Source organism: Cypionkella psychrotolerans, from assembly GCF_001294535.1.
Classification (GTDB): Bacteria; Pseudomonadota; Alphaproteobacteria; order Rhodobacterales; family Rhodobacteraceae; genus Cypionkella; species Cypionkella psychrotolerans.
In genome coordinates this window covers 51,499-71,423 of sequence record NZ_LGIC01000083.1, presented here as the reverse complement: position 1 = coordinate 71,423, position 19,925 = coordinate 51,499, and the positions used below count along the sequence as shown (strand labels likewise).

20 protein-coding genes are annotated in these 19,925 nt (G+C 60.8%); 10 read left to right on the top strand and 10 right to left on the bottom strand.

Going from position 1 to position 19,925, the window contains the following annotated elements:
• Positions 1-10 precede the first annotated feature (10 nt).
• Positions 11-460, bottom strand: coding sequence for a hypothetical protein (locus tag AKV04_RS18835; protein ID WP_235815707.1), 450 nt, complete (start codon positions 458-460; stop codon positions 11-13).
• A gap of 118 nt (positions 461-578) precedes the next feature.
• Between AKV04_RS18835 and AKV04_RS18830 the strand changes: the two genes are divergently transcribed.
• The gene (locus AKV04_RS18830) at positions 579-986 is read left to right on the top strand and encodes a SufE family protein (protein WP_054007947.1); all 408 of its coding nucleotides are present in this window, start codon (positions 579-581) and stop codon (positions 984-986) included.
• 18 nt (positions 987-1,004) lie between these two features.
• Here the strand turns inward: AKV04_RS18830 and AKV04_RS18825 are convergent, their stop codons facing one another.
• From AKV04_RS18825 to cobS, 4 genes are all read right to left on the bottom strand, one after another.
• Positions 1,005-1,337 (bottom strand): DUF427 domain-containing protein, encoded by a 333-nt coding sequence (locus AKV04_RS18825; protein WP_054007946.1) that lies wholly within the window; start codon positions 1,335-1,337, stop codon positions 1,005-1,007.
• 45 nt (positions 1,338-1,382) lie between these two features.
• Positions 1,383-3,188, bottom strand: coding sequence for an aminopeptidase P family protein (locus AKV04_RS18820; RefSeq protein WP_054007945.1), 1,806 nt, complete (start codon positions 3,186-3,188; stop codon positions 1,383-1,385).
• A gap of 50 nt (positions 3,189-3,238) precedes the next feature.
• The gene (cobT, locus tag AKV04_RS18815) at positions 3,239-5,110 is read right to left on the bottom strand and encodes a cobaltochelatase subunit CobT (RefSeq protein WP_054007944.1); all 1,872 of its coding nucleotides are present in this window, start codon (positions 5,108-5,110) and stop codon (positions 3,239-3,241) included.
• Between the two features lie 74 nt (positions 5,111-5,184).
• Positions 5,185-6,159, bottom strand: a complete 975-nt coding sequence (cobS, locus tag AKV04_RS18810) for a cobaltochelatase subunit CobS (RefSeq protein ID WP_162232912.1) — start codon at positions 6,157-6,159, stop codon at positions 5,185-5,187.
• Positions 6,160-6,354: 195 nt separating this feature from the next.
• Between cobS and msrB the strand changes: the two genes are divergently transcribed.
• From msrB to AKV04_RS18795, 3 genes are all read left to right on the top strand, one after another.
• Positions 6,355-6,810, top strand: a complete 456-nt coding sequence (gene msrB, locus AKV04_RS18805) for a peptide-methionine (R)-S-oxide reductase MsrB (protein WP_054007943.1) — start codon at positions 6,355-6,357, stop codon at positions 6,808-6,810.
• Between the two features lie 86 nt (positions 6,811-6,896).
• Positions 6,897-7,730, top strand: a complete 834-nt coding sequence (locus tag AKV04_RS18800) for a class I SAM-dependent methyltransferase (RefSeq protein WP_054007942.1) — start codon at positions 6,897-6,899, stop codon at positions 7,728-7,730.
• Positions 7,727-9,424 carry a glycosyltransferase family 4 protein gene (locus AKV04_RS18795; RefSeq protein WP_054007941.1) on the top strand — a complete coding sequence of 566 codons (1,698 nt, stop codon included), beginning with the start codon at positions 7,727-7,729 and terminating at the stop codon, positions 9,422-9,424. Before AKV04_RS18800 ends, AKV04_RS18795 begins: the two co-directional genes overlap by 4 nt.
• A gap of 21 nt (positions 9,425-9,445) precedes the next feature.
• On the opposite strand, the gene AKV04_RS18790 is transcribed toward AKV04_RS18795, so the two are convergent.
• Positions 9,446-10,078, bottom strand: a complete 633-nt coding sequence (locus tag AKV04_RS18790; protein WP_054007940.1) for a DnaJ domain-containing protein — start codon at positions 10,076-10,078, stop codon at positions 9,446-9,448.
• Positions 10,079-10,150: 72 nt separating this feature from the next.
• Here AKV04_RS18790 and AKV04_RS18785 point away from each other — a divergent pair, with 72 nt between their 5' ends.
• Positions 10,151-10,402 carry a BolA family protein gene (locus AKV04_RS18785; RefSeq protein ID WP_054007939.1) on the top strand — a complete coding sequence of 84 codons (252 nt, stop codon included), beginning with the start codon at positions 10,151-10,153 and terminating at the stop codon, positions 10,400-10,402.
• Positions 10,403-10,487: 85 nt separating this feature from the next.
• On the opposite strand, the gene AKV04_RS18780 is transcribed toward AKV04_RS18785, so the two are convergent.
• Positions 10,488-12,635, bottom strand: a complete 2,148-nt coding sequence (locus tag AKV04_RS18780; RefSeq protein ID WP_054007938.1) for a malate synthase G — start codon at positions 12,633-12,635, stop codon at positions 10,488-10,490.
• Positions 12,636-12,830: 195 nt separating this feature from the next.
• Here AKV04_RS18780 and AKV04_RS18775 point away from each other — a divergent pair, with 195 nt between their 5' ends.
• Genes AKV04_RS18775 through AKV04_RS18765 form a run of 3 tightly spaced genes read left to right on the top strand, consistent with a single transcriptional unit; the run spans position 12,831 to position 14,085 of the window.
• Positions 12,831-13,166, top strand: coding sequence for an ArsR/SmtB family transcription factor (locus AKV04_RS18775; RefSeq protein ID WP_054007937.1), 336 nt, complete (start codon positions 12,831-12,833; stop codon positions 13,164-13,166).
• Positions 13,167-13,168: 2 nt separating this feature from the next.
• Complete coding sequence (locus tag AKV04_RS18770) at positions 13,169-13,642, top strand: SRPBCC family protein (RefSeq protein ID WP_054007936.1); 474 nt, start codon at positions 13,169-13,171, stop codon at positions 13,640-13,642.
• The gene (locus AKV04_RS18765) at positions 13,642-14,085 is read left to right on the top strand and encodes an SRPBCC domain-containing protein (RefSeq protein ID WP_054007935.1); all 444 of its coding nucleotides are present in this window, start codon (positions 13,642-13,644) and stop codon (positions 14,083-14,085) included. Before AKV04_RS18770 ends, AKV04_RS18765 begins: the two co-directional genes overlap by 1 nt.
• Positions 14,086-14,103: 18 nt before the next feature.
• Here the strand turns inward: AKV04_RS18765 and AKV04_RS25750 are convergent, their stop codons facing one another.
• Positions 14,104-14,256, bottom strand: a complete 153-nt coding sequence (locus AKV04_RS25750) for a DUF2256 domain-containing protein (RefSeq protein WP_328287159.1) — start codon at positions 14,254-14,256, stop codon at positions 14,104-14,106.
• 8 nt (positions 14,257-14,264) lie between these two features.
• Positions 14,265-15,743, bottom strand: a complete 1,479-nt coding sequence (locus AKV04_RS18760; RefSeq protein ID WP_054007934.1) for an FAD-binding domain-containing protein — start codon at positions 15,741-15,743, stop codon at positions 14,265-14,267.
• Positions 15,744-16,101: 358 nt separating this feature from the next.
• Here AKV04_RS18760 and pepN point away from each other — a divergent pair, with 358 nt between their 5' ends.
• Positions 16,102-18,663 carry an aminopeptidase N gene (pepN, locus tag AKV04_RS18755; protein ID WP_054007933.1) on the top strand — a complete coding sequence of 854 codons (2,562 nt, stop codon included), beginning with the start codon at positions 16,102-16,104 and terminating at the stop codon, positions 18,661-18,663.
• A gap of 62 nt (positions 18,664-18,725) precedes the next feature.
• Entirely contained in the window at positions 18,726-19,259 is a 534-nt protein-coding gene (locus AKV04_RS18750) for a hypothetical protein (RefSeq protein ID WP_054007932.1), read from the top strand.
• A gap of 12 nt (positions 19,260-19,271) precedes the next feature.
• Here AKV04_RS18750 and AKV04_RS18745 read toward each other — a convergent pair whose 3' ends face one another.
• Positions 19,272-19,892, bottom strand: coding sequence for a transglycosylase SLT domain-containing protein (locus AKV04_RS18745; protein WP_054007931.1), 621 nt, complete (start codon positions 19,890-19,892; stop codon positions 19,272-19,274).
• Between the last annotated feature and the right edge of the window lie 33 nt (positions 19,893-19,925).

The window sequence follows — 19,925 nt, the reverse complement described above, 5'->3', positions numbered from 1 at the left end:
CACCCTCAGCTTACCTGCTGCTGGCGCGGGCATTGCTGGCACCTTGCACGACGATCTGATTGATCTGTTGCAGTTTGATGTCGGACAGGTTGTAGGCCACTGTAATCTCGCGCGATTGTTGGTTGACCACGGCTGCCGACCCCACGGGTGGGAAGACGTGGAATTCCAGCACCAACGTGCCTTTTTCATCCAAAGGCTGCGGCACCAGTTCGGCGCTCCAGAAGCCTTGCGTCGGTGGCAGGCCGGTGGCACGCACGATCGCCCCGCCGGGATAGGACTCGATCTTCATCGACAGCACATTTGCAACCAACGGGCGCGGGTCGGCGGGGGTCTCAGTGTTGACCACCTCAACAGGGGCCGAGCGTTTGAACCATTTGAATGGGTTCAGGCGGCTTGAAAAGCCACCACATGCGGTCATGGCGGTCAAAGCAAGAATGGCGATGGGCAGGCGAAAGCGCATATGGGCATCCCTTTGGCGTTACAAGATCGGTAGCCGATTGGCGGCGGTTTGAAAAGCCCGCTTGGGCTGGACGTTTGGGCTGGGGCGCACTACCTCGGGGGGAGAGATGGAGAGACGCATGGCCACGCCCGCCTTTGAAGAAATCGCCGAGACCTTTGAGTTCCTTGATGACTGGGAGGAGCGCTATCGCCATGTGATTGATTTGGGCAAAGCGATGCCTGCGTTGGACGACAGCTTTAAGGTGCCCGCGCTGAAGGTTGATGGCTGTGCCAGTCAGGTTTGGCTGCGCCCGATGATCGCCGAGGGGCGGTTTGAGTTTCAGGGCGAGTCGGATGCGATGATCGTGCGCGGCTTGATCGCGGTGCTGCACGCGCTTTATGCGGGGTTGCCGCTGGCTGAGGTGGCGCAGGTCGATGCCCATGCAGAATTTGGGCGGCTGGGGCTGAACGATCATTTGTCGTCGCAGCGCTCGAACGGGGTGCGGGCGATGGTGGAGCGGATCCGGAAAGTCGCGGCGGAGGCTTAACGCTTAGATCTTTTCGGCTTAGGCCAGCGTGACCTTGTCGGGGTAGAAGGCAAGGTGGCCCGCGATCTGTTCCATGCCGGGGATTGGCGCCTCATAAGACCAAACAGCGTTCTCCAGCGGGCCTTGTGGCGTTTTGATCGCGTAATAGCTGCAGAGGCCCTTATGCGGGCAGGTGGTTTGGCGCGTGGTTTTTTCTAGCAGGCTCATGTCGATGTCGGCGCGCGGGATGTAGAGGACGGGTGGGTGGCTGCCCTCTTTCAGCTCAAGTGCGTTGCGGGTTTCGCCTAAGCGCGTGCCGCCCGCTGTGATTGTCAACGGGCGATCTTGCGGGGTGATCGTAATGTAAGCCATGCGCGCCTCCTGCGGTTGGCAGAAGGGTAGTGCGGTTTGCGGGCTTTACAATGGGGCGCAGGCGGCTTGGCACCATGCGAGCGCTTCGGCAGACAGGCGCGGCGTAAGCTTTTCCAAGGTTGCGGCGTGGTAGGCGTTGAGCCAATCGCGATCACCGGGGGACAGTTCGGCAGTCAGGATCAGGCGGCGATCAAACGGCACGAAGGTCAGGGTTTCAAAGCTGAGCTGGTTGCGCTCATCATCGCCGCCGGGCAGTTTGGGCGCGGGCTGCACCACGATCAGGTTTTCCAGCCGGATGCCAAACTCACCCTCGCGGTAATAGCCCGGCTCGTTTGACAGGATCATGCCGGGTTCAAGGGGGACTTCCGAGATGCGGCTCAGCCGCTGCGGGCCTTCATGCACCGACAGGAAGGCACCAACGCCATGGCCGGTGCCGTGGTTGAAATCCTGCCCTGCCAGCCACAAAGCATAGCGCGCGAGGGGGTCAAGATCACGACCGGCATAGCCTGCGGGCCAACGCACACGGCTGATCGCGATGGTGCCTTGCAGGACGCGGGTGAAGCAGGCGCGGGCGTAGTCGCCGGGGTCGCCGACGGCAATGGTGCGGGTGATGTCAGTGGTGCCGTCCAGATATTGCGCCCCAGAATCCACCAGCAACAATTCATTGCGGCCAATCGCGCGGTTGGACTGTTCGGTGACGCGGTAATGCATGATCGCGCCATTCGGGCCCGATCCGCAAATCGTGTCGAAGCTGATGTCATGCAGCACATTGGTGGCGCGGCGGAAGCCTTCAAGCGCACACACCACGTCGATCTCGGACAGGCCGCCTTTCGGGGTCTGTTGATCCAGCCAGCAGAGGAATTCTACCACCGCCGCGCCATCGCGCAGATGGGCTTCGCGCATGCCCTCGATTTCGGCGGCGGTTTTCTTGGCTTTCGGCAGACGGCAGGGATCGTCGCCCCAAGCCACGGCGAGGCCTGCCTCGGTCAGTTCGGTTGAGACGGCCAGTGGGGCGGTGCCACGATCGACCCGGACGGCACCCAGCAATGTGCGCAGGGCGGGCACGAAGGCCGAAACCGGGCGCAGCAGCACATCGCTGCCCAGATGGGCGCGGGTGGCATCGTCGAATTTCTCGGCATCGGCGAATAGAGTGACATGGGCATTTTCATGCAGGATGGCAAAGCCGTGCAGCACCGGATTGCGCGGCACATCCGCGCCTCGGATGTTCAACAGCCAACAAAGGCTGTCGGGCAGAGTGATCACCGCCGCTGTCTGGCCTGCCGCGTGCAAGCCTTCTGCCAGCCGCGCACGTTTCTGCGCGCTGGTTTCTCCTGCAAGGCTGTCGGGATGCGCAAAGGCGCGGCCGAGCGGAGCCGTCGGCTGATCTGGCCAAATCCGGTCGATCTGATTGGTGCAGGCGCGCAGGATCACCCCGGTGCCATCCAAAGCGACCTCAATCTTGGCAATTTCATCGGCGGTATGCAGCCATGGGTCAAAGCCCACCAAACCCTCGGTCAGGTTTTGTTTCAGCCATGCCCCGGCGCTGATCTCGGGCCAAGGCACTGGGGTGAAATGCTCAAGGTCAACCTGACCCTTGACCTGCGTGCGATAGCGCCCGTCGATGAACACGCCCGCGATATTGGGGAGAACGATGCAAAACCCCGCCGATCCGGTAAACCCGGTCAGCCATTGCAACCGCTCATCACGGGCGGCGACATATTCGCCCTGATGCACATCGGCGCGCGGCACAAGGAAGCCGGACAGCCCCTCGGTGGCCAGAACCTGACGCAAAGCCGCCAGACGGGCGGGGCCCTGCGCTGGCGAGGCGTGGGTGTCGAAGCTTTGAAACATGGTTGGTCCTCTGTGCTCAAATATCTTCGGATGCGCGCGGGTGAGCGGCCTTACCCGGCCCGACGCATCCCCAGCGCCTTAGCGCGTTTCCTTGGATCAACCTCAAACAGCCCGGCGAGTTGTTCGGTCATCGCACCCGCCAGTTGTTCGACATCGGTGATGGTGACGGCGCGTTGATAATAGCGGGTCACGTCATGGCCGATGCCGATGGCGATCAGCTCGACCGCCTTCTTGCGCTCGACCATGGCGATCACATCGCGCAGGTGTTTTTCAAGGAAATTCGCGGGGTTCACCGATAGGGTGCTGTCATCGACGGGCGCGCCATCCGAGATCACCATCAGGATGCGGCGGGCTTCGGGGCGGGCCATCATGCGGCGGTGCGCCCATTCCAGTGCCTCGCCGTCGATGTTTTCTTTCAAGAGGCCCTCTTTCATCATCAGGCCCAAGTTGGGGCGCACCCTGCGCCATGGCGCATCGGCGGATTTGTAGATGATGTGGCGCAGATCGTTCAGGCGGCCCGGTTGTTGGGCGCGGCCCTGTGCCAGCCACCGCTCACGGGATTGGCCACCTTTCCAAGCCCGGGTGGTGAAGCCGAGGATTTCAACCTTGACCGAACAGCGTTCCAGCGTGCGCGCCAAGACATCGGCGCAGATCGCGGCGATGGAGATTGGGCGGCCGCGCATCGAGCCGGAGTTGTCGATCAAGAGTGTCACGCAAGTGTCGCGGAATTCGGTGTCTTTTTCCTGTTTGAAGCTGAGGGGTGTGGTGGGATTGGCGATGACGCGCGCCAGACGGCCCGCATCCAGCGTGCCTTCTTCCAGATCGAACAGCCATGAGCGGTTTTGCTGCGCCTGCAAGCGGCGTTGCAACTTGTTTGCCAAACGGCTGACAGCACCTTTCAGCGGGTCCAACTGCTGGTCGAGATAGGCGCGCAGGCGTTCGAGTTCGGCAGGTTCGGCCAGATCTTCGGCTTTGATTTCCTCATCGAAATCCGTGGTGTAGACGGTATAGTTCGGGTCTGCGTCGGAATAGGGCGCGGGGGGCGGGGGATCAAGCGGGGCTTCGCCTTCGGGCAGTTCGGCCTCGTCACCTTGCTCCATATCCGCCGAGTCTTCCATGGTGACTTGGGCTTGGGATTGGTCTTGCTGGTCTTCTTGCGATTGCTCGGGCGAGGCTTCGCTATCTTCCGAATCCTGCTCCTCGGACCCTTCCGAATCCGGTGCGTCTTGATCCTCTTGCGCTTCGTCGCCAGACTCGTCCTCGTCCGGCTGGTCGGGGTCGTCGCCTAGCTGGTCGCCGTAGCCCAAATCCGCGATCACCTTGCGGGCAAGGCGGGCGAAGGCGGCTTGATTGTCCAGCACATCATCGAGAGTGTTCAACGTACCCGAGGCTTGGCCCTCGATGAAGTCGCGCCACATCTCCATGACATTGGCGGCACCTTTCGGCATGTCTCGGCCTGTGGCCAGATGGCGGACAAGGTAGCCTGCGGCGACGGAAAGCGGGGCATCCTCACGCTTGGTGATCTGGGCATAGCCTTTGCGATCCGCTTCATAGGCGATTTTGGCGTCAATGTTGCCAGCGGTGCCAGGCATGGCGCGGGCACCGACAGCTTCGCAACGGGCGGTTTCCATCGCGTCATAGATTTCGCGCGCAAGCGGGCCGGTGGGGGCGTATTTCGTCGCGGTGGACTCATTATGGAACTTGCGGCGGAGCGCGAAAGCGTCGGCGGTGCCACGGGCGAGCAAAACCTCATCCCGCGTCATCCGTCGGCTGACCTGCGGCAGGCGGATGCCTTCCTTGTTCATCCCCGCCGGATCGACCGAATAGGTTACGGTCATTTCGGGATCGTTGGCCATGGTCTTGGTGGCCTCAGCCAAGGCCTTCTTGAACGGATCGGCGGGGTTGTCGGTGGGTTTATTCATGATCCGTCCCGATATGGGTAGGGCGGGACTCGCCCCGCCATTGTCGAGCAAGGCGGGGTGAACCCCGCCCTACATTACTTCATCGCCATGGATGCCGCTGACTCCGGCAGTTCTTCTGCAAAACAACGCTGGTAGAACTCCGCCACCGTCTGACGCTCCAACTCATCGCATTTGTTCAGGAACGACAGGCGGAAGGCGTAGCCAACGTTGCGGAAGATCTCGGCATTTTCGGCCCAGTTCAGCACAGTGCGGGGCGACATCACGGTGGAAAGATCGCCGTTCATAAAGGCGGTGCGGGTCAGGTCGGCGACGGTGACCATCTGGCTGATCACCTTGCGGCCTTTCTCGGTGTTGTAGTGCGGGCGCTTGGCCAGAACGATGGCAGCTTCGGCGTCGTGGCTGAGGTAGTTCAGCGTCGCAACCAGCGACCAACGGTCCATCTGTGCTTGGTTGATCTGCTGGGTGCCGTGGTAAAGGCCGGTGGTGTCGCCAAGACCCACTGTGTTCGCGGTGGCAAACAGGCGGAACGACGGGTGCGGGGTGATGATTTCGTTCTGATCCAGCAGCGTCAGCTTGCCGTCATGCTCCAGCACGCGCTGGATCACGAACATCACGTCGGCGCGGCCTGCGTCGTATTCATCAAACACGATGGCGACGGGGTTGCGCAAAGCCCACGGCAGGATGCCTTCGTGGAATTCGGTGACTTGCTTGCCGTCGCGCAGCTTGATCGCGTCTTTGCCGATCAGGTCGATGCGGGAGATGTGGGAGTCGAGGTTCACCCGCACCGTCGGCCAGTTCAGCCGCGCGCCGACCTGTTCGATATGCGTCGATTTGCCCGTGCCGTGATAGCCTTGGATCATCACGCGGCGATTGTAGGCGTAGCCCGCCAAAATCGCCAAAGTGGTGTCGGGGTCGAATTTATAGGTCGGGTCAATCGCAGGCACCCGGTCGGTGGCTTCGGCAAACCCTTTCACCTTCATGTCGGTGTCGATGCCAAAGACCTCGCGAACCGAGATTTCTTCGGTGGGTTTCATAATCGTATCTGCCATTTGCCCGTCGCCCATATCAAACTGGCGGGCTTTGGCCCGCGATCCTGTCCGTTTGTGGAACATAACGGGCAGGGCCGCAAGGGCAAGGGATCACGCGATTTCCGTTCTGCTTCGCTTCTGCGTGAGAAGATGAAACTTATCGGCGTGAGGCCCCGTTGTTAGGATACAATCCCCGGACCTAAGAGGAGAAATGCCATGCGCCGCCGCAGTTTTCTAGCCTCCGTTGCAGCCCTTGCTTTGGCCTCGCCGCTGCGGGCTGAGACGTTTGAAATCACCCTGAGCGAGGCCGAATGGCGGGCCAAGCTGAGCGATATGCAATATCGCGTGCTGCGTGAGGCTGAGACTGAACGGGCGGGGTCAAGTCCGCTGAACGATGAACACCGCAAGGGGACGTTCCTGTGTGCGGGCTGCGATTTGCCGCTGTACGCTTCGGAGACAAAGTTTGATAGCGGCACCGGTTGGCCGTCGTTTTTCCAGCCGTTGGATGGGGCGATTGGCACTCAAGACGATAGCAGCCTGTTCGCCACCCGTACCGAGGTACATTGCCGCCGCTGTGGCGGGCATCTGGGCCATGTGTTTGACGATGGGCCGAAACCCACCGGATTGCGCTATTGCATGAACGGGGCGGCGCTGAAATTTGTGCCCGCGTGAGACGGGCGGGGAAATTTCGCGCGGCGTGCAGCGCGTAGGATAGACAGCGCAGGGCTTGCCCGCTACCGATAGGGCCAAGCGGGAAGATGCCCGCGCCGCTTTCGGAGTGCTTGCATTTGGTCAAACCAGCCTCACCCCTGACGATTTCCGCCACCGAAACCCTAAAGCGGCTACTGGATGGCCCCCCGGATGCGGCGCGGCTGGAGCAGGCGTTTCGGCATCTGGCGAAGTGGCGGTCAGAGTTGATTTCCAACACTCTGGTCGAACGCTCTGGCACCAAGGTGTTGTCGGGGCCGTTCAAGGGCATGGACTATCCGGTGCGGGCCTCGGAAGGCTCGCGGTCGGCGCGACTTTTGGGGGCCTATGAGGCAAGTTTGGCTCCGGTGATTGAGGAGATTGTCACCAAAGCCTATCCTGTGGTGATCGACGTCGGCTCAGCAGAGGGCTATTACGCCGTAGGTCTGGCGCGGCGGTTGCCAAAAGCGCGGGTGCTGGCGCGCGATGCCAATCCGAAAGCGCAGGCTTTGTGTGCCGCGTTGGCTGCGGCGAATGGCGTGGCGGAGCGGGTGGAGATCGGTGGGCTGATGAATCATGCCGATTTCGATCTTTGCAAGCAGCAGAAAACGCTGGTGGTTTGCGATATTGAAGGGGCAGAGGGCGAGTTGCTGGATCCTGTGCGTGCGCCCGGCCTGCGCTCGGCGGATATTCTGGTGGAATCGCATGACTGCATCCGGCACGGCCTCAGCCATCTGATTGTTGAGCGATTCAAAGCCACTCACCACATCCGGGTTATTGGGCGGCGCTTGGACGATTCCGGGCTGCCGGATTGGATGGAGGTGCTCAGCGATCTGGATCGGCTGGTGGCATTGTGGGAATGGCGATCCGGCCCGACACCTTGGCTATGGATGGTGAAGAAATGAGCGGGGACGCAACGACTGAGCCGCGCAAGGCCGAGATAGGGCGAAACGCCGCGATCTGGTATGCGCAGGATGGCTTTGATCCGACCGCCAAGGGCATCAACGGGCGCAGGGTGGCGGGCGAGTCGTTCCTCAAGGGCTTTGTGCGTCATGCCGATGTCGAGGAATTCGTGCTGCTGGCGCATGGCGCAGGCGAAATCGAACCCGTCAAAGCCTTGGCGGCGGAATTGCGCCCTAGTAAAGCGGTGCGCCACGCACCCTTGCTGCGGCCGAATACCATTGCGCCAGTGCAGACGGTATTTTTCCCCAGCCCGAATTACGTCAGTGAAAGCTGGCGTCGGGCGGCCTATGGCACAGCGGCGTGGTCGATTTGCGGCATCACCCACACCACCTCGACCCATGCGGTGATGCAGGGGTTTTTCGATCTGCGGATGGCACCTGTCACCGATTGGGATGCGGTGATCTGCACCAGTCAGTCGGTGCTGTCGTCGGTGACCTATCAGATGGACCGGATTGATGATCACATTCGGGCGCATCTGAAAGCGGTGCCACCGCCGCGCCCGATGCTGCCGGTGATCCCTTTGGGTGTGCATTGCGCGGATTTTGAACCCGATGCCGCCAAGGGGGCGGCGTTGCGGGCGAAACTGGGCGCGGGGCCGCAGGATGTGGTGTTCACCACCATCGCGCGGCTGACCCCGCATGAGAAATTCGACCCGCTCCCGATCTATCTTGCGATGCAAGCGGCACAGCGACAGCTACCGGGGCAAAAGCTGTTCGTGGCGTTCTGCGGGCAGTTCCGCGATGACTTTTCGCGCAAAGTGTTCACCGAAGGGGCAGCCAAGCTGATGCCGGATGTGGGCTTTGCCTTGCTGGATGGCGCGTCAGCCGATGACCGCAAGGCGGCTTTGTCCGGCGCGGATGTGTTCATGTTCCTGATTGATAACATTCAGGAAACCTTTGGCTTGGCTCCGTTGGAGGGCATGGCGGCGGGGCTGCCGCTGCTGGTGTCTGACTGGGATGGCATGAAAGATACCGTCTCTAATGATGTCGGCTTCCGCATCACCACCCGCACCCTGCCGGGGCAGTATTACGCGCAAGAGGCTTTGCGCTATCAGGGCGGCACTGACAGCTATGTGCAGTATTGCGCCTCAACCTCGGCGCTGACCGAATTGGATTTGCCGGAACTGACGGCGCGGATTTTGCAACTGGCGCGCGACCCGGATTTGCGCCGCCGCATGGGCGCTGCTGGCAAAGCGCGGGTGCAGGCCATGTATGATTGGGCGCAAGTGGTGCCGCAGATGCAGGCGCTTTGGGGCGAGCAGGATGCGCGTCGCAAGGCTGGCACCGCACAATCGCTGCGCTACAAGGCCGACGTGCTGCCGATTGCGCCCTCGCCGATGCATCTGTTCGGCAGCTATCCGACCGAGCAAGTCACCTTTGAGAAAACCCGGCTGGTGCTGGCCGACCCGACCGGGCGGCCCAGCCTGACCGATGTTTTGGCTACCCGGAATTATCAGGGGCTCAAGCGCGTATTTGCCGCCCCCGACCATATCGCGCAGGTGCTGCGGGCGGTGATTGCGGCGGGACCTGCGGGCTGTGATTTTGCGCAGTTAGAGGCCGGATCGGGGCTTAAGGGTGCGCCCGTTGAGCGGATTGCGATCTGGCTTTTGAAATATGGCTTCGTGCGGAGGGCGTAAATCCGCCGTTCCGCCGAGGCGTTATTCTTTGAAATAGCGGCTGTCTTTGATCTGATCCCACGCCCAGACCACCTCTTGCAGACGGTCTTCGTCGCTGCGATCCCCGCCGTTCATATCCGGATGAAGATCTTTCACCAAGCCTTTGTATTGCTTGCGAATCTCGGTCTTGGTCCAAGTATCGCGGGCATCCAGAATCTCCACGGCTTTGCGCTCGGTCGCGGGCAGCTTGCGGGTGGCGTTTGACGTCGGCTTGCCGGGGTTGCGGGTGGCGTTGTCGCCTAGCAAAGACATCGGATCATCAACGCCAACACGGTGCCAAGCGTTGCCGTCGTCTTTCTTGCTGAACGGTTTGGTTTCGCGTTCCCACAGACGGTCTTTTTCCAGCAGTTTCTGGAATTCTTCATCCGTGGCATTGCCAAAGAAATTCCATTTCAGGTTATATTCGCGGATGTGATCGCGGCAGAACCAGAAAAACTCGTCCAAGTGATCAGGCGATTTGGGCGCGCGGTAAGCCCCCTTATCTTTGCAGCCGGGAAAGTCGCAGGCCTTGTTCGAGGTTTCAAACGCCCCCGACATGCCCCGGCGCGTGGTTTTGCGCTTGGCTTTGTCTGACGAGACGCGGATATCAAACTCAAATGGCGGACGAGTGGACATGCAGAGGCCTTTCCGAACTGAAGGCAAGACATTAGAGGTTTGAGCGGCAGATAGAAGGGGCAAAGGCGAAAAATGAGCATTGAGAGTGAGTTGATTGCGCGGTTGACGATCACTTTTTCACCAAGCCGGCTGGAGGTGGTCAATGAAAGCCACAAACATGCGGGCCATGGCGGCGATGATGGCTCGGGCGAGAGCCATTTTGCGGTGCTGATCCGGGCGGATGCACTGGCCGCTCTAAGCCGGGTGGCGCGGCATCGGGCGGTGCAAAAGGCACTGGGCGATTTGAACCAGCGCATTCACGCGCTGGCTTTGGATATTGGCTAAGCTTTGGTTTCACCGCCTGCTCATCGCTCCCTTGCGGCCCCTTTTCGCTGAAGCGAGAAAGCCGCAAGGCTTGATGAGCCGCCCGTCAGCCGCGCGCCTTCAACTGCAGGCGGCGGGCGTGCAGCACGGGTTCGGTGTAGCCCGAGGGCTGCTCACGCCCTTTGAACACCAGATCGCAGGCGGCTTGATAGGCGATGCCGTCAAAGCCGGGGGCCATTGGATGATAGGCGGGGTCGCCCGCGTTTTGGCGATCAACAACGGCGGCCATTTTTCGCATTGCGGCATCGACTTGGGCTTCCGAGACGATGCCATGGTGCAGCCAGTTGGCGATGTGTTGCGCGGAAATCCGGCAGGTGGCGCGGTCTTCCATCAGGCCGATGTCATTGATGTCAGGTACTTTTGAGCAGCCGACGCCCTGATCAATCCAGCGCACGACGTAGCCGAGGATGCCTTGGGCGTTGTTCTCAACCTCACGCAAGACCTGCGCTTCGGTCCATTTCTGATAGGTCGCCAGCGGAATTTCCAGCACGGTTTCGACATAGCCTCGCCGCCCGCCTGCTTTCAGCTTGGCCTGAACGGCGGCCACGTCAACCTTATGATAATGCAGCACATGTAGCGTGGCTGCTGTCGGAGAAGGCACCCAAGCGCAACTGGCCCCGGCCTTCGGATGTTCGATCTTCTGCTCCAGCATTGCGGCCATCAGATCGGGGGCTGCCCACATGCCCTTACCAATCTGGGCGCGACCTTGCAGACCACATTCCAAACCAATATCGACGTTCTGGTTCTCATACGCGCCGATCCAAGCCTTGCGCTTGATGAAGTCTTTGCGGCTAAACGCGCCGGCTTCCATCGAGGTGTGAATCTCATCGCCGGTGCGGTCCAGAAAGCCGGTGTTGATGAAGGCAAGGCGGTGCTGTGCAGCACGGATGCAGGCCTTCAGGTTGACCGAGGTGCGGCGTTCTTCATCCATCACGCCCAGCTTGACCGTGTTCGCGGGCAGGCCCAGGATGGATTCAATCTTGCTAAAACACTGATCTGCAAAGGAAACCTCCTCTGGTCCGTGCATCTTGGGCTTAACCACATAGACCGAGCCGCATTGCGAGTTGCGCAGGCCGTCGGTCTTTTTCAGATCATGCATGGCGATCAAGCTGGTGATCAGCCCGTCCATCAGTCCCTCAAAAATCTCGGACCCATCGGGCAGCAGAATCGCCGGATTGGTCATCAGATGGCCGACATTGCGGATCCACAACAGCGCGCGGCCTTTCACGGTCAGCGTGCCACCATCGGGCGCGGTAAAGACGCGGTCGGGGTTCAACGCGCGGGTGATTTTCCGGCCACCTTTATCAAGGTCAGCCGTCAAGGTGCCCTGCATCAGCCCCAGCCAGTTGGCATAGGCGAGGGTTTTATCCTCACCATCGACGCAGGCCACCGAATCCTCGCAATCCATGATCGCCGACAGCGCGGATTCCAGCACCACATCGGCGAGTTGTGCCTGATCGCGGCTGCCGATCGGGTGGGCGCGGTCGAACACCAACTCGACATGCAACCCATTGTTAACCAACAGCACCGAGTCCGGGGCTTTCGGATTACCCTTGTAGCCCGCGAATTTTGCAGGATTCGCCAGTGGCAGATCATCGACCAGCAGCGCACCGTTGGAGACATAATAGCGCCGCACATCGGCGTGGCTGGTGCCTTGGATCGGAAAGGCCTCGTCCAGAAATACCCGCGCGCGGGCCACGACACGGGCGCCACGACCGCGGTCATAACCGCCAGCGGGCGCAGGGCTTCCCATCGCATCGGTGCCATACAGCGCGTCATAAAGGCTGCCCCAGCGCGCATTGGCAGCGTTCAAAGCATAGCGGGCATTGGTGATTGGCACCACCAACTGCGGGCCAGAAATGCGAGCGATTTCGGCATCCACATTCTCGGTGTCGATCTGAAAATCATCACCCTCTGGCAGCAAATAGCCGATTTCGCTGAGGAAATCCTTATACGCGACCGGATCATGCGGCGCGTTGCGGTGGCTGTGGTGCCAGTGGTCGATCTGGGATTGCAGCGTTTCGCGCTTCGCCAGAAGGCCGCGGTTCACAGCCCCTTCGGTTTGTGCCAGATCGGCCATGCCCACCCAAAACTGATCCGCCGAGACCCCGGTGCCCGGCAGGGCATGCGTTTCAAGGAAATCCGCCAGAACCTGATCCACCTGCAAACCATGCCGTGTGACGCGCGTAACCATCGGACCCCCGCTGTTTGGCTTTTGTTAGCCGATAGCAGAAATGCTGCGGCTGGGAAAGTTTTGTGGGCCGAGATTTTCTCGGAAAAGGCGAAAACACTTTTCGGGAATGCATGGCAATGGCAGGATTTCGCGCAATGCTTAGTGATATAGCTAAGTTTATCTTTGCGTTCTGCTGGAGGCATGTTAGTTAGCCATATGGCTAAACATGATCCCGACCTTTCGCTGATTTTTCAGGCTTTGTCCGACCCGACCCGGCGCGGCTTTCTGGCGCGCTTGGGCCAAGGGGCGGTTCCGGTCTCGGAACTGGCGCGCCCGACGGGTTTGGCTCTGCCGACGGTGATGCGCCACCTTAGTGTACTAGAGGCGGCGGCGCTGATCAGCACCGAAAAGACCGGGCGCACCCGGATGTGTCATGCCCGTCCCGAAACTTTGGCCGCCACCGAAGGGTGGCTGGCTGATCAGCGCGCAGTGTGGGAGGCGCGGACTGACCGCTTGGAAGCTTATGTGGCTAAATTGATGAAGGAGTCCTGAAGATGACACTCGATTTGAACCCCGAAACCGATCTGGTGCTAGTGCGCGAGATCAACGCGCCGCGCGAAATCCTGTATAAATGCTGGACCACGCCGGAGCATCTTGTGCATTGGTTCGTGCCGAAACCGCATAAGGTCACGGCCTGCTCTTTGGACGTGCGGCCCGGCGGCAAGTGCAATACGACCTTTGAGGTTGACGGCACCGAGATGGAAAACAACGGAGTGTATCTTGAGGTGATCCCGAATGAAAAGCTGGTGTTCACAGATACTTACACGGAAGGTTGGAAACCAAATCCTGAGCCCTTCATGACGGCGATCCTGACCTTTGAAGACATCGGCAATGGTCGCACACGCTATACGGCGGTGGCGCGGCATCGCAGCAAAGAGACGGCGGAAAGCCACAAGCAGATGGGCTTTTACGACGGTTGGGGCACGGTGGTGACGCAATTGGAGGAATATGCGCAGGGGCTCAAGTGATGCAAGACCGCCAGATTATTTTGACCCGGCTGATTGCTGCTCCGGCGGCGAAGGTCTGGCAATGCTGGACTGATCCCGCGATCCTGCCGCGCTGGTTTGGGCCGGAAGGCTATTCCTGCGTCACCAAGGAGATTGATCTGCAGCAGGGAGGGTTGTGGCGGTTTGACATGATCGGGCCGGATGGCAAGATCTGGGCGAACCGGCATCGCTATACGCTGTTTGATCCTCTGAAGCGCTTGGAATTCCTGTTGGACGGCGATGACGACAGCGCACCGCCGATGGAGGTTGTGGTGGTGCTAGAGGCTGAGGCTGACAGCACGCGGATCACCCAGACCATGACCTTTCCAAGTGTCGAGATGTGCCAAGGTGCGCTGGCGTTTGGCGCGGATCGGTTGGGGCAAACCACTTTGGCCAAGCTGGAGGCAGCGGCGCAGAAGTTGTGATTTTCGATTTAAGAGAAACTAGGGCCGGGGCTTTGCCTCGGCCTTGGTTTTGCGGCAGAGGTCGGAGCAGTATTTCACTTGATCCCACACCTTCTCCCATGCCTTGCGCCAGACCATTGGCCGTCCGCAACTGGCGCAGGTTTTGACGGGGAGGTCAGCCTTCTGCCGCATTTTTGGCATTACAGATCAAGACTGAGCTGGCCATGAATGGGCTGTGTGCGTTTGGGAGCGCGGGAGGCGTGACGCTCGATAATCTCAACAACTTCGGCGCGGGCAACGGGTTTGCGACGCATCCCCCAGACCGCCTCGCGCGCGTCGCGTTGCGCGGTGGTGACATCGACAATCGGCTCGGGATAGCGGCGGCCCAAGATACGTCCAGCCCCTGACCACCGCCAAGGGGCTTGCAGATAAGCATCTGGAACGATTGATAATTCTGGAATCCAGCGCCGGGTGAACGCGCCTGTTGGGTCTTGATCAAACCCCTGCTTCACCGGGTTATAGATGCGCGGGATGTTCATGCCTGTGGTGCCCGATTGCATCTGCACCTGCGGCCAGTGGATGCCGGGTTCATAATCGGTAAACCGACGCGCAAGCACCGCCCCGGTGACGCGCCAATCCAGCCAGAGGTGATACGACGCACAGGCCATCACCATGGCGCGGGCGCGGAAATTCAGCCAGCCAGTGGCCGCCAGATAGCGCAGGCAGGCATCCAGAAACGGCAGGCCGGTCTCGCCATTCTCCCAAGCGTGAAGTCGGGCCGGATCGCTGCTGCGGCGCAGCAATTCGGCAGACGATTGCAGGCAGCGGGTCTCGATATTCGGCTGATCTTCCAGCTTTTGGATGAAATGGTCGCGCCACGCCAAGCGCGCTTGAAAGCTGCTGAGCGCTCCACCCCAGCGTCCGCCGGGGTATTCGGCTGCGCGGGTTTGCGCGGCCTGCACCACCTCGCGCAGCGACAGGCTGCCGAGGGCGATATGCGGGGAAAGTCGAGAGCAGGCACGCTCGGCAGTCAAAGGCGAGGACATCGCCGAGCGGTAGGGTGCGCCGCGGTGAGTGAGGAAAGAGTCCAGAAGATCAATGCCTTGCACCCGCCCCCCGAGTTGGCGATGCGCGCATTTATCCTCGGTCAACCGCAGGGCGCGGGTCGTGGGGATCAGGCCGGGTTCCAACCCCGGCAGGGCGTTCAGGGCGGGGGGGGCAAGTTGCTCTGCAGCCATGAAGGTATCGCGGCGGCTTTGCCACTGATCACGGCTGGAAAGGCGACGGACCACACCGGATTGTGGCACCTCATCCCAGATGATGCCCGCGCTGCACGCCCATGCCGCGATGCGGCGGTCACGGGCGTAGGTGAAGGCATTGCCGGTTTCCTCATGCGACACAATGCGGGTGATGTTTTGCTGGCGGCACAGGCGTTCCAGCACGTGGTGGGCCTCGCCGACGCGCACCAACAGGGGGGCTCCGAGAGTACCAAGCTGAATGCGCAAATCCTCCAGACATTCCGCCGTGAACGCCCATTGCCGGGCAGAGGTGTCGGGCAGCGCCCAGTAATCCGGCTCGACAATATACAGCGGCAACACCGCGCCGAACCCCGCCGCATGGGCGAGCGCCGGGTGGTCGTGGGCGCGCAGATCGCGTTTGAACCAAATGAGAACATTCATGGAACATAGAGATAGCGGGGGAATTGGCGCTGTAAAGGGAGGATGCGGGGGAGGGAGGGGTGTGCATTGGTTTAATACGCTGAAATCATGAATACTTTCGGATATGTCATCAGTATTTTATGCGTCTGATTTCTGCACATACGCTCTATGGCGGGTTGGGATTGGGCATCGGCGTTAACCCTAGGTCGCGAATCGGGGGGGGGGGACGTGGCGCAGAATGAAAAGGAAGTGGCCAAAGGCTAATCGGAAAGCATGCACTCATGTCTGGATATTTTGGCCAATGTGAAAGCATGAGAGGGCGCGCTTGGCTCTTGCGCCTCCCCGACGATTGCGAAACCTTGGCGCAAAGGAGACCACCATGCCTGCAGATGATCCACGCACCATTCACTTGGCCGACTACCAAGCCTACAGCCATCTGCTTGATCGGGTAGAGTTGACGTTCAAGCTGCATCCAACGGCCACGCGGGTTTTGGCCCGGCTGCATTTGGCCCCCAATCCGGCGGCGCGGGCAGGGCAGGATTTGCGGCTGGATGGCGAGGGGCTGCGGCTAATGTCTTGCGTGGTGGATGGCAGGGCGGTGCAGGCGAGCCTCGATGCAACCGGATTGACGCTGGCGGCGGCCTTGCTGCCTGCGGGCGCGTTCGTGCTGGAAACCGAGGTCGAAATTGCGCCCGAGGGCAACACTGCGCTGGAGGGGCTTTATATGTCGAAAGGCATGTATTGCACCCAATGTGAGGCGGAGGGCTTTCGCAAAATCACCTATTACCCTGACCGCCCCGATGTGATGGCGCGGTTTCATGTGCGGATTGAAAGCGATTTGCCGGTGCTTTTATCAAACGGCAACCCAGAGGGGCAGGGCGCGGGATGGGCGGAGTGGGATGATCCCTGGCCGAAGCCCAGCTATCTGTTTGCGCTGGTGGCGGGGGATTTGCGTGCGCATCCTGGAGCATTTACCACGATGGAGGGGCGTGATGTCGGCCTGAACATCTGGGTGCGGCCGGGCGATGAGGGGCGTTGTGCTTGGGGGATGCAGGCCCTGAAAGCCTCGATGGCTTGGGATGAGCGGGTCTATGGGCGCGCCTACGACTTGGACATTTTCAACATTGTTGCCGTCGATGACTTCAATATGGGCGCGATGGAGAACAAAGGGTTGAACATTTTCAACTCTAAGGCCGTGCTTGCCAGCCCCGAAACCGCGACGGATGATGACTTTGCGCGGGTCGAAGCGATCATCGCGCATGAGTATTTCCACAACTGGACCGGCAATCGCATCACCTGCCGGGATTGGTTTCAGCTTTGCCTGAAAGAAGGGCTGACGGTGTTTCGCGATCAGCAGTTCTCGGGCGATCTGCGCAGCCATGCGGTGAAGCGCATTGAAGATGTGCTGATGTTGCGGGCACGGCAATTCCGCGAGGATGGCGGGCCTTTGGCGCATGCGGTGCGGCCTGACAGCTTTGTTGAGATCAACAATTTCTACACCGCGACGGTCTATGAAAAGGGTGCCGAGGTGATCGGGATGCTGAAACGCCTCGTCGGTGATGCCGATTATGCGCGCGCGCTGGATCTGTATTTTGACCGCCATGATGGGCAGGCGGCGACGATTGAAGACTGGTTGACCGTGTTTGAAGACACAACGGGCCGCGATCTGAGCCAGTTCAAGCGCTGGTATACCGAGGCCGGGACGCCGAGGCTGACTGTGAGCGAAGATTGGGCGGATGGCACCTATACGCTGACCTTGGCGCAGGAAAATCCGGCCACGCCGGGGCAGGCGCAAAAGGGCGCGAAGGTGATCCCGGTCGCGGTGGGGCTGTTGAACCCGAACGGTGATGAGGTGGTGCCGACGACGGTGCTGGAACTGACCAAGGCCAAGCAAAGCTTTGCGTTCAAGGGCTTGGCCTCGCGCCCAGTGGCGTCGATCTTGCGGGGGTTTTCGGCTCCGGTGATCTTGGAGCGCAGCGTGTCTGCGGCAGAACGGGCGTTTTTGCTCGCAAACGACACCGATCCGTTCAATCGTTGGGAGGCCGGGCGCAGTCTTGCCAAAGATGTGCTGGCACGGATGATCGTCGATGGGGCCGCGCCGGGGGCAGATTTGCTGGATGGGCTGGCGCGACTGGCGTTTGATGAAAGCTTAGACCCGGCGTTCCGGGCGCTGTGTTTGCGGCTGCCGGGGGAAGACGACATGGCGGCGACTTTGTACGCCGCTGGCCATGTGCCTGATCCATCACGAATTTATCTGGAACGGCGGGCGTTGCAGCAGGCTTTGGCGCAGCGCTTGGCGTCTGGGTTGCCGGGGTTGGAACTGGCGTGCCGGGTGCCGGGAGCATTCTCGCCGGATGCGGCGGCTGCGGGCAAGCGGGCGCTGCGCTTGGTCGCCTTGGGGCTACTGGCGCGGCTAGATGGCGGGACAGGCGCGCGGGCGGCTTATGCCTCGGCGGACAATATGACCGAGAGTTTCGGCAGTTTGGCGATTTTGCTGGATATTGGCACCGGAGAAGCCGAATTCGCGGATTTCGCCGCCAAATGGCAGGGCGACAGGCTGGTTTTGGACAAATGGTTCGCGGTGCAGGTCGCGGCGGCGGACCCCGAGGCTGTGGCGGGGGTGGTGCGGCGCTTGACGGCGCGCCCCGATTTCGACTGGAAAAACCCCAACCGCTTCCGCGCGGTGATTGGCGCGCTGTCGGGCAATCACGCAGGTTTCCATCATGCCACTGGCGACGGTTACGCCCTGCTTGCCGATTGGCTGATCAAGCTGGACCCCCTGAACCCGCAAACCGCCTCGCGGATGTCAACGGCGTTTGAATCTTGGCCACGCTATGATGCCGACCGTCAAGCGCTGATGCGCGGCGCGTTGCAGCGGATCATGGCAGCGCCGGAGCTGTCGCGCGATCTGTCTGAAATGGTCGGGCGGATGCTAGGTTAGGCCCGCTTGACCTCTCATAAGCCATTCGGCAATCTGCAGAAATAGCCACGATGGAGTGATAAGTGCCCTTTGTTCTTGGTTTGGTGTGTATCATCGTGGCCGCTTATTTCTGGTCAGCGCGGGCGCGCAACGCCCGCGTGGTGGCCGAGGATCTGGTCGGCATGGCAGGCGATGTGATGATCGCCGCGCGGCGCTTCGGTTTTCGGCGGCGGGCAAATATCCATCCTGTCGAGTCGCTCGACGATGCCGATGCGGCCATCGCGGCGGTGGGGATCGCGTTTCTGGAACTGGGCGGCTTGCCCTCGGTCGAGCAGCAAAATGCGCTGATCCGCAGTCTGCAAAGCCATCTGGGGCAGGGTCATGATCAGGCGCAAGAGGCGGTTATTCTGGGCCGCTGGCTGGTCAGTGAATGTGGCGGCGCGCAGGCCGGGTTTGATCGCTTGGCGCGCAGGCTTTACAAATTGCGCGGCCATGCCGGGTTTGAGCCTTTGATGCTGGTTTTGCGCGATGTGGGGCAGGCGGCGGGCAATCTGTCACCACGGCAATCCGAGGCGCTGGCGCAGCTATCCTCGGTGTTCCGGCTGCGTCAGGTGTAACGACAAAACCCCTTAGCCGCGATCTTTCTGCGATTGTGAGGCGGCTGCGCGTTTGACTGGCATCGCGCAATACGCCTGTTTGCCTGTCCATGCCGCGATATCGGCGCGCACCTTGGCCTTGCTCATCGGACCCCAGTCGCGGGCCACGCCCCGGTTGCCCTTACCCGACACCATGCCATCGCGGCCAACTTGCCGGGCGATGATCTTCACCGCGCAGTCGAGATTGGCAGCCCCGCTTTTCAATTCTTTCCCGGTATTCGCCTCACAGCGATAGGCATTGGCGGTCTGGGTCGAAATCTGCATTAGCCCGAAATAACGCCCGGCCCCTGCGGCCTTCGCGTTATAGCCGCTTTCGTATTTCGCCACCGCCGACATCACGCCCACCCAAAACGCGCGGCGGTCGTCCATCGAGGCGCTCTCGTAGCCGGGGCACCATGTCTGAATATCATCGGGAACTTGGGCTGCCAATTTGCTGTCGTATTTCTCAACCGAGACCAGCGCCGCATTGGTCCAGCTTGCCGCTTCGGGAACGTGATCCCAGCGCATTTTTGGCAAAACCTCGGCCATCAGGGCCGGAGCGAAGCCGAAAAACAACAGGGAGAAAGCCGCGCCGAAGAGGGAAGTGATCCGCATTAGTCCGTCACAAGTTGCGCCGCACCAGCATGG

Bases quoted from the DNA above. Each gene is read 5' to 3' on its own strand.
- AKV04_RS18800 (WP_054007942.1), top strand. From the start codon at position 6,897: ATGCCCGCGCCGCTTTCGGAGTGCTTGCATTTGGTCAAACCAGCCTCA.
- AKV04_RS18820 (WP_054007945.1), bottom strand. From the start codon at position 3,188: ATGTTTCAAAGCTTCGACACCCACGCCTCGCCAGCGCAGGGCCCCGCC.
- AKV04_RS18770 (WP_054007936.1), top strand. From the start codon at position 13,169: ATGACACTCGATTTGAACCCCGAAACCGATCTGGTGCTAGTGCGCGAG.
- AKV04_RS25750 (WP_328287159.1), bottom strand. From the start codon at position 14,256: ATGCGGCAGAAGGCTGACCTCCCCGTCAAAACCTGCGCCAGTTGCGGA.
- AKV04_RS18795 (WP_054007941.1), top strand. From the start codon at position 7,727: ATGAGCGGGGACGCAACGACTGAGCCGCGCAAGGCCGAGATAGGGCGA.
- AKV04_RS18835 (WP_235815707.1), bottom strand. From the start codon at position 460: ATGCGCTTTCGCCTGCCCATCGCCATTCTTGCTTTGACCGCCATGACC.
- pepN (WP_054007933.1), top strand. From the start codon at position 16,102: ATGCCTGCAGATGATCCACGCACCATTCACTTGGCCGACTACCAAGCC.
- msrB (WP_054007943.1), top strand. From the start codon at position 6,355: ATGCGCCGCCGCAGTTTTCTAGCCTCCGTTGCAGCCCTTGCTTTGGCC.
- AKV04_RS18765 (WP_054007935.1), top strand. From the start codon at position 13,642: ATGCAAGACCGCCAGATTATTTTGACCCGGCTGATTGCTGCTCCGGCG.
- AKV04_RS18785 (WP_054007939.1), top strand. From the start codon at position 10,151: ATGAGCATTGAGAGTGAGTTGATTGCGCGGTTGACGATCACTTTTTCA.
- AKV04_RS18825 (WP_054007946.1), bottom strand. From the start codon at position 1,337: ATGGCTTACATTACGATCACCCCGCAAGATCGCCCGTTGACAATCACA.
- AKV04_RS18830 (WP_054007947.1), top strand. From the start codon at position 579: ATGGCCACGCCCGCCTTTGAAGAAATCGCCGAGACCTTTGAGTTCCTT.
- cobS (WP_162232912.1), bottom strand. From the start codon at position 6,159: ATGGCAGATACGATTATGAAACCCACCGAAGAAATCTCGGTTCGCGAG.
- AKV04_RS18775 (WP_054007937.1), top strand. From the start codon at position 12,831: ATGGCTAAACATGATCCCGACCTTTCGCTGATTTTTCAGGCTTTGTCC.
- AKV04_RS18745 (WP_054007931.1), bottom strand. From the start codon at position 19,892: ATGCGGATCACTTCCCTCTTCGGCGCGGCTTTCTCCCTGTTGTTTTTC.
- AKV04_RS18760 (WP_054007934.1), bottom strand. From the start codon at position 15,743: ATGAATGTTCTCATTTGGTTCAAACGCGATCTGCGCGCCCACGACCAC.
- cobT (WP_054007944.1), bottom strand. From the start codon at position 5,110: ATGAATAAACCCACCGACAACCCCGCCGATCCGTTCAAGAAGGCCTTG.
- AKV04_RS18790 (WP_054007940.1), bottom strand. From the start codon at position 10,078: ATGTCCACTCGTCCGCCATTTGAGTTTGATATCCGCGTCTCGTCAGAC.
- AKV04_RS18780 (WP_054007938.1), bottom strand. From the start codon at position 12,635: ATGGTTACGCGCGTCACACGGCATGGTTTGCAGGTGGATCAGGTTCTG.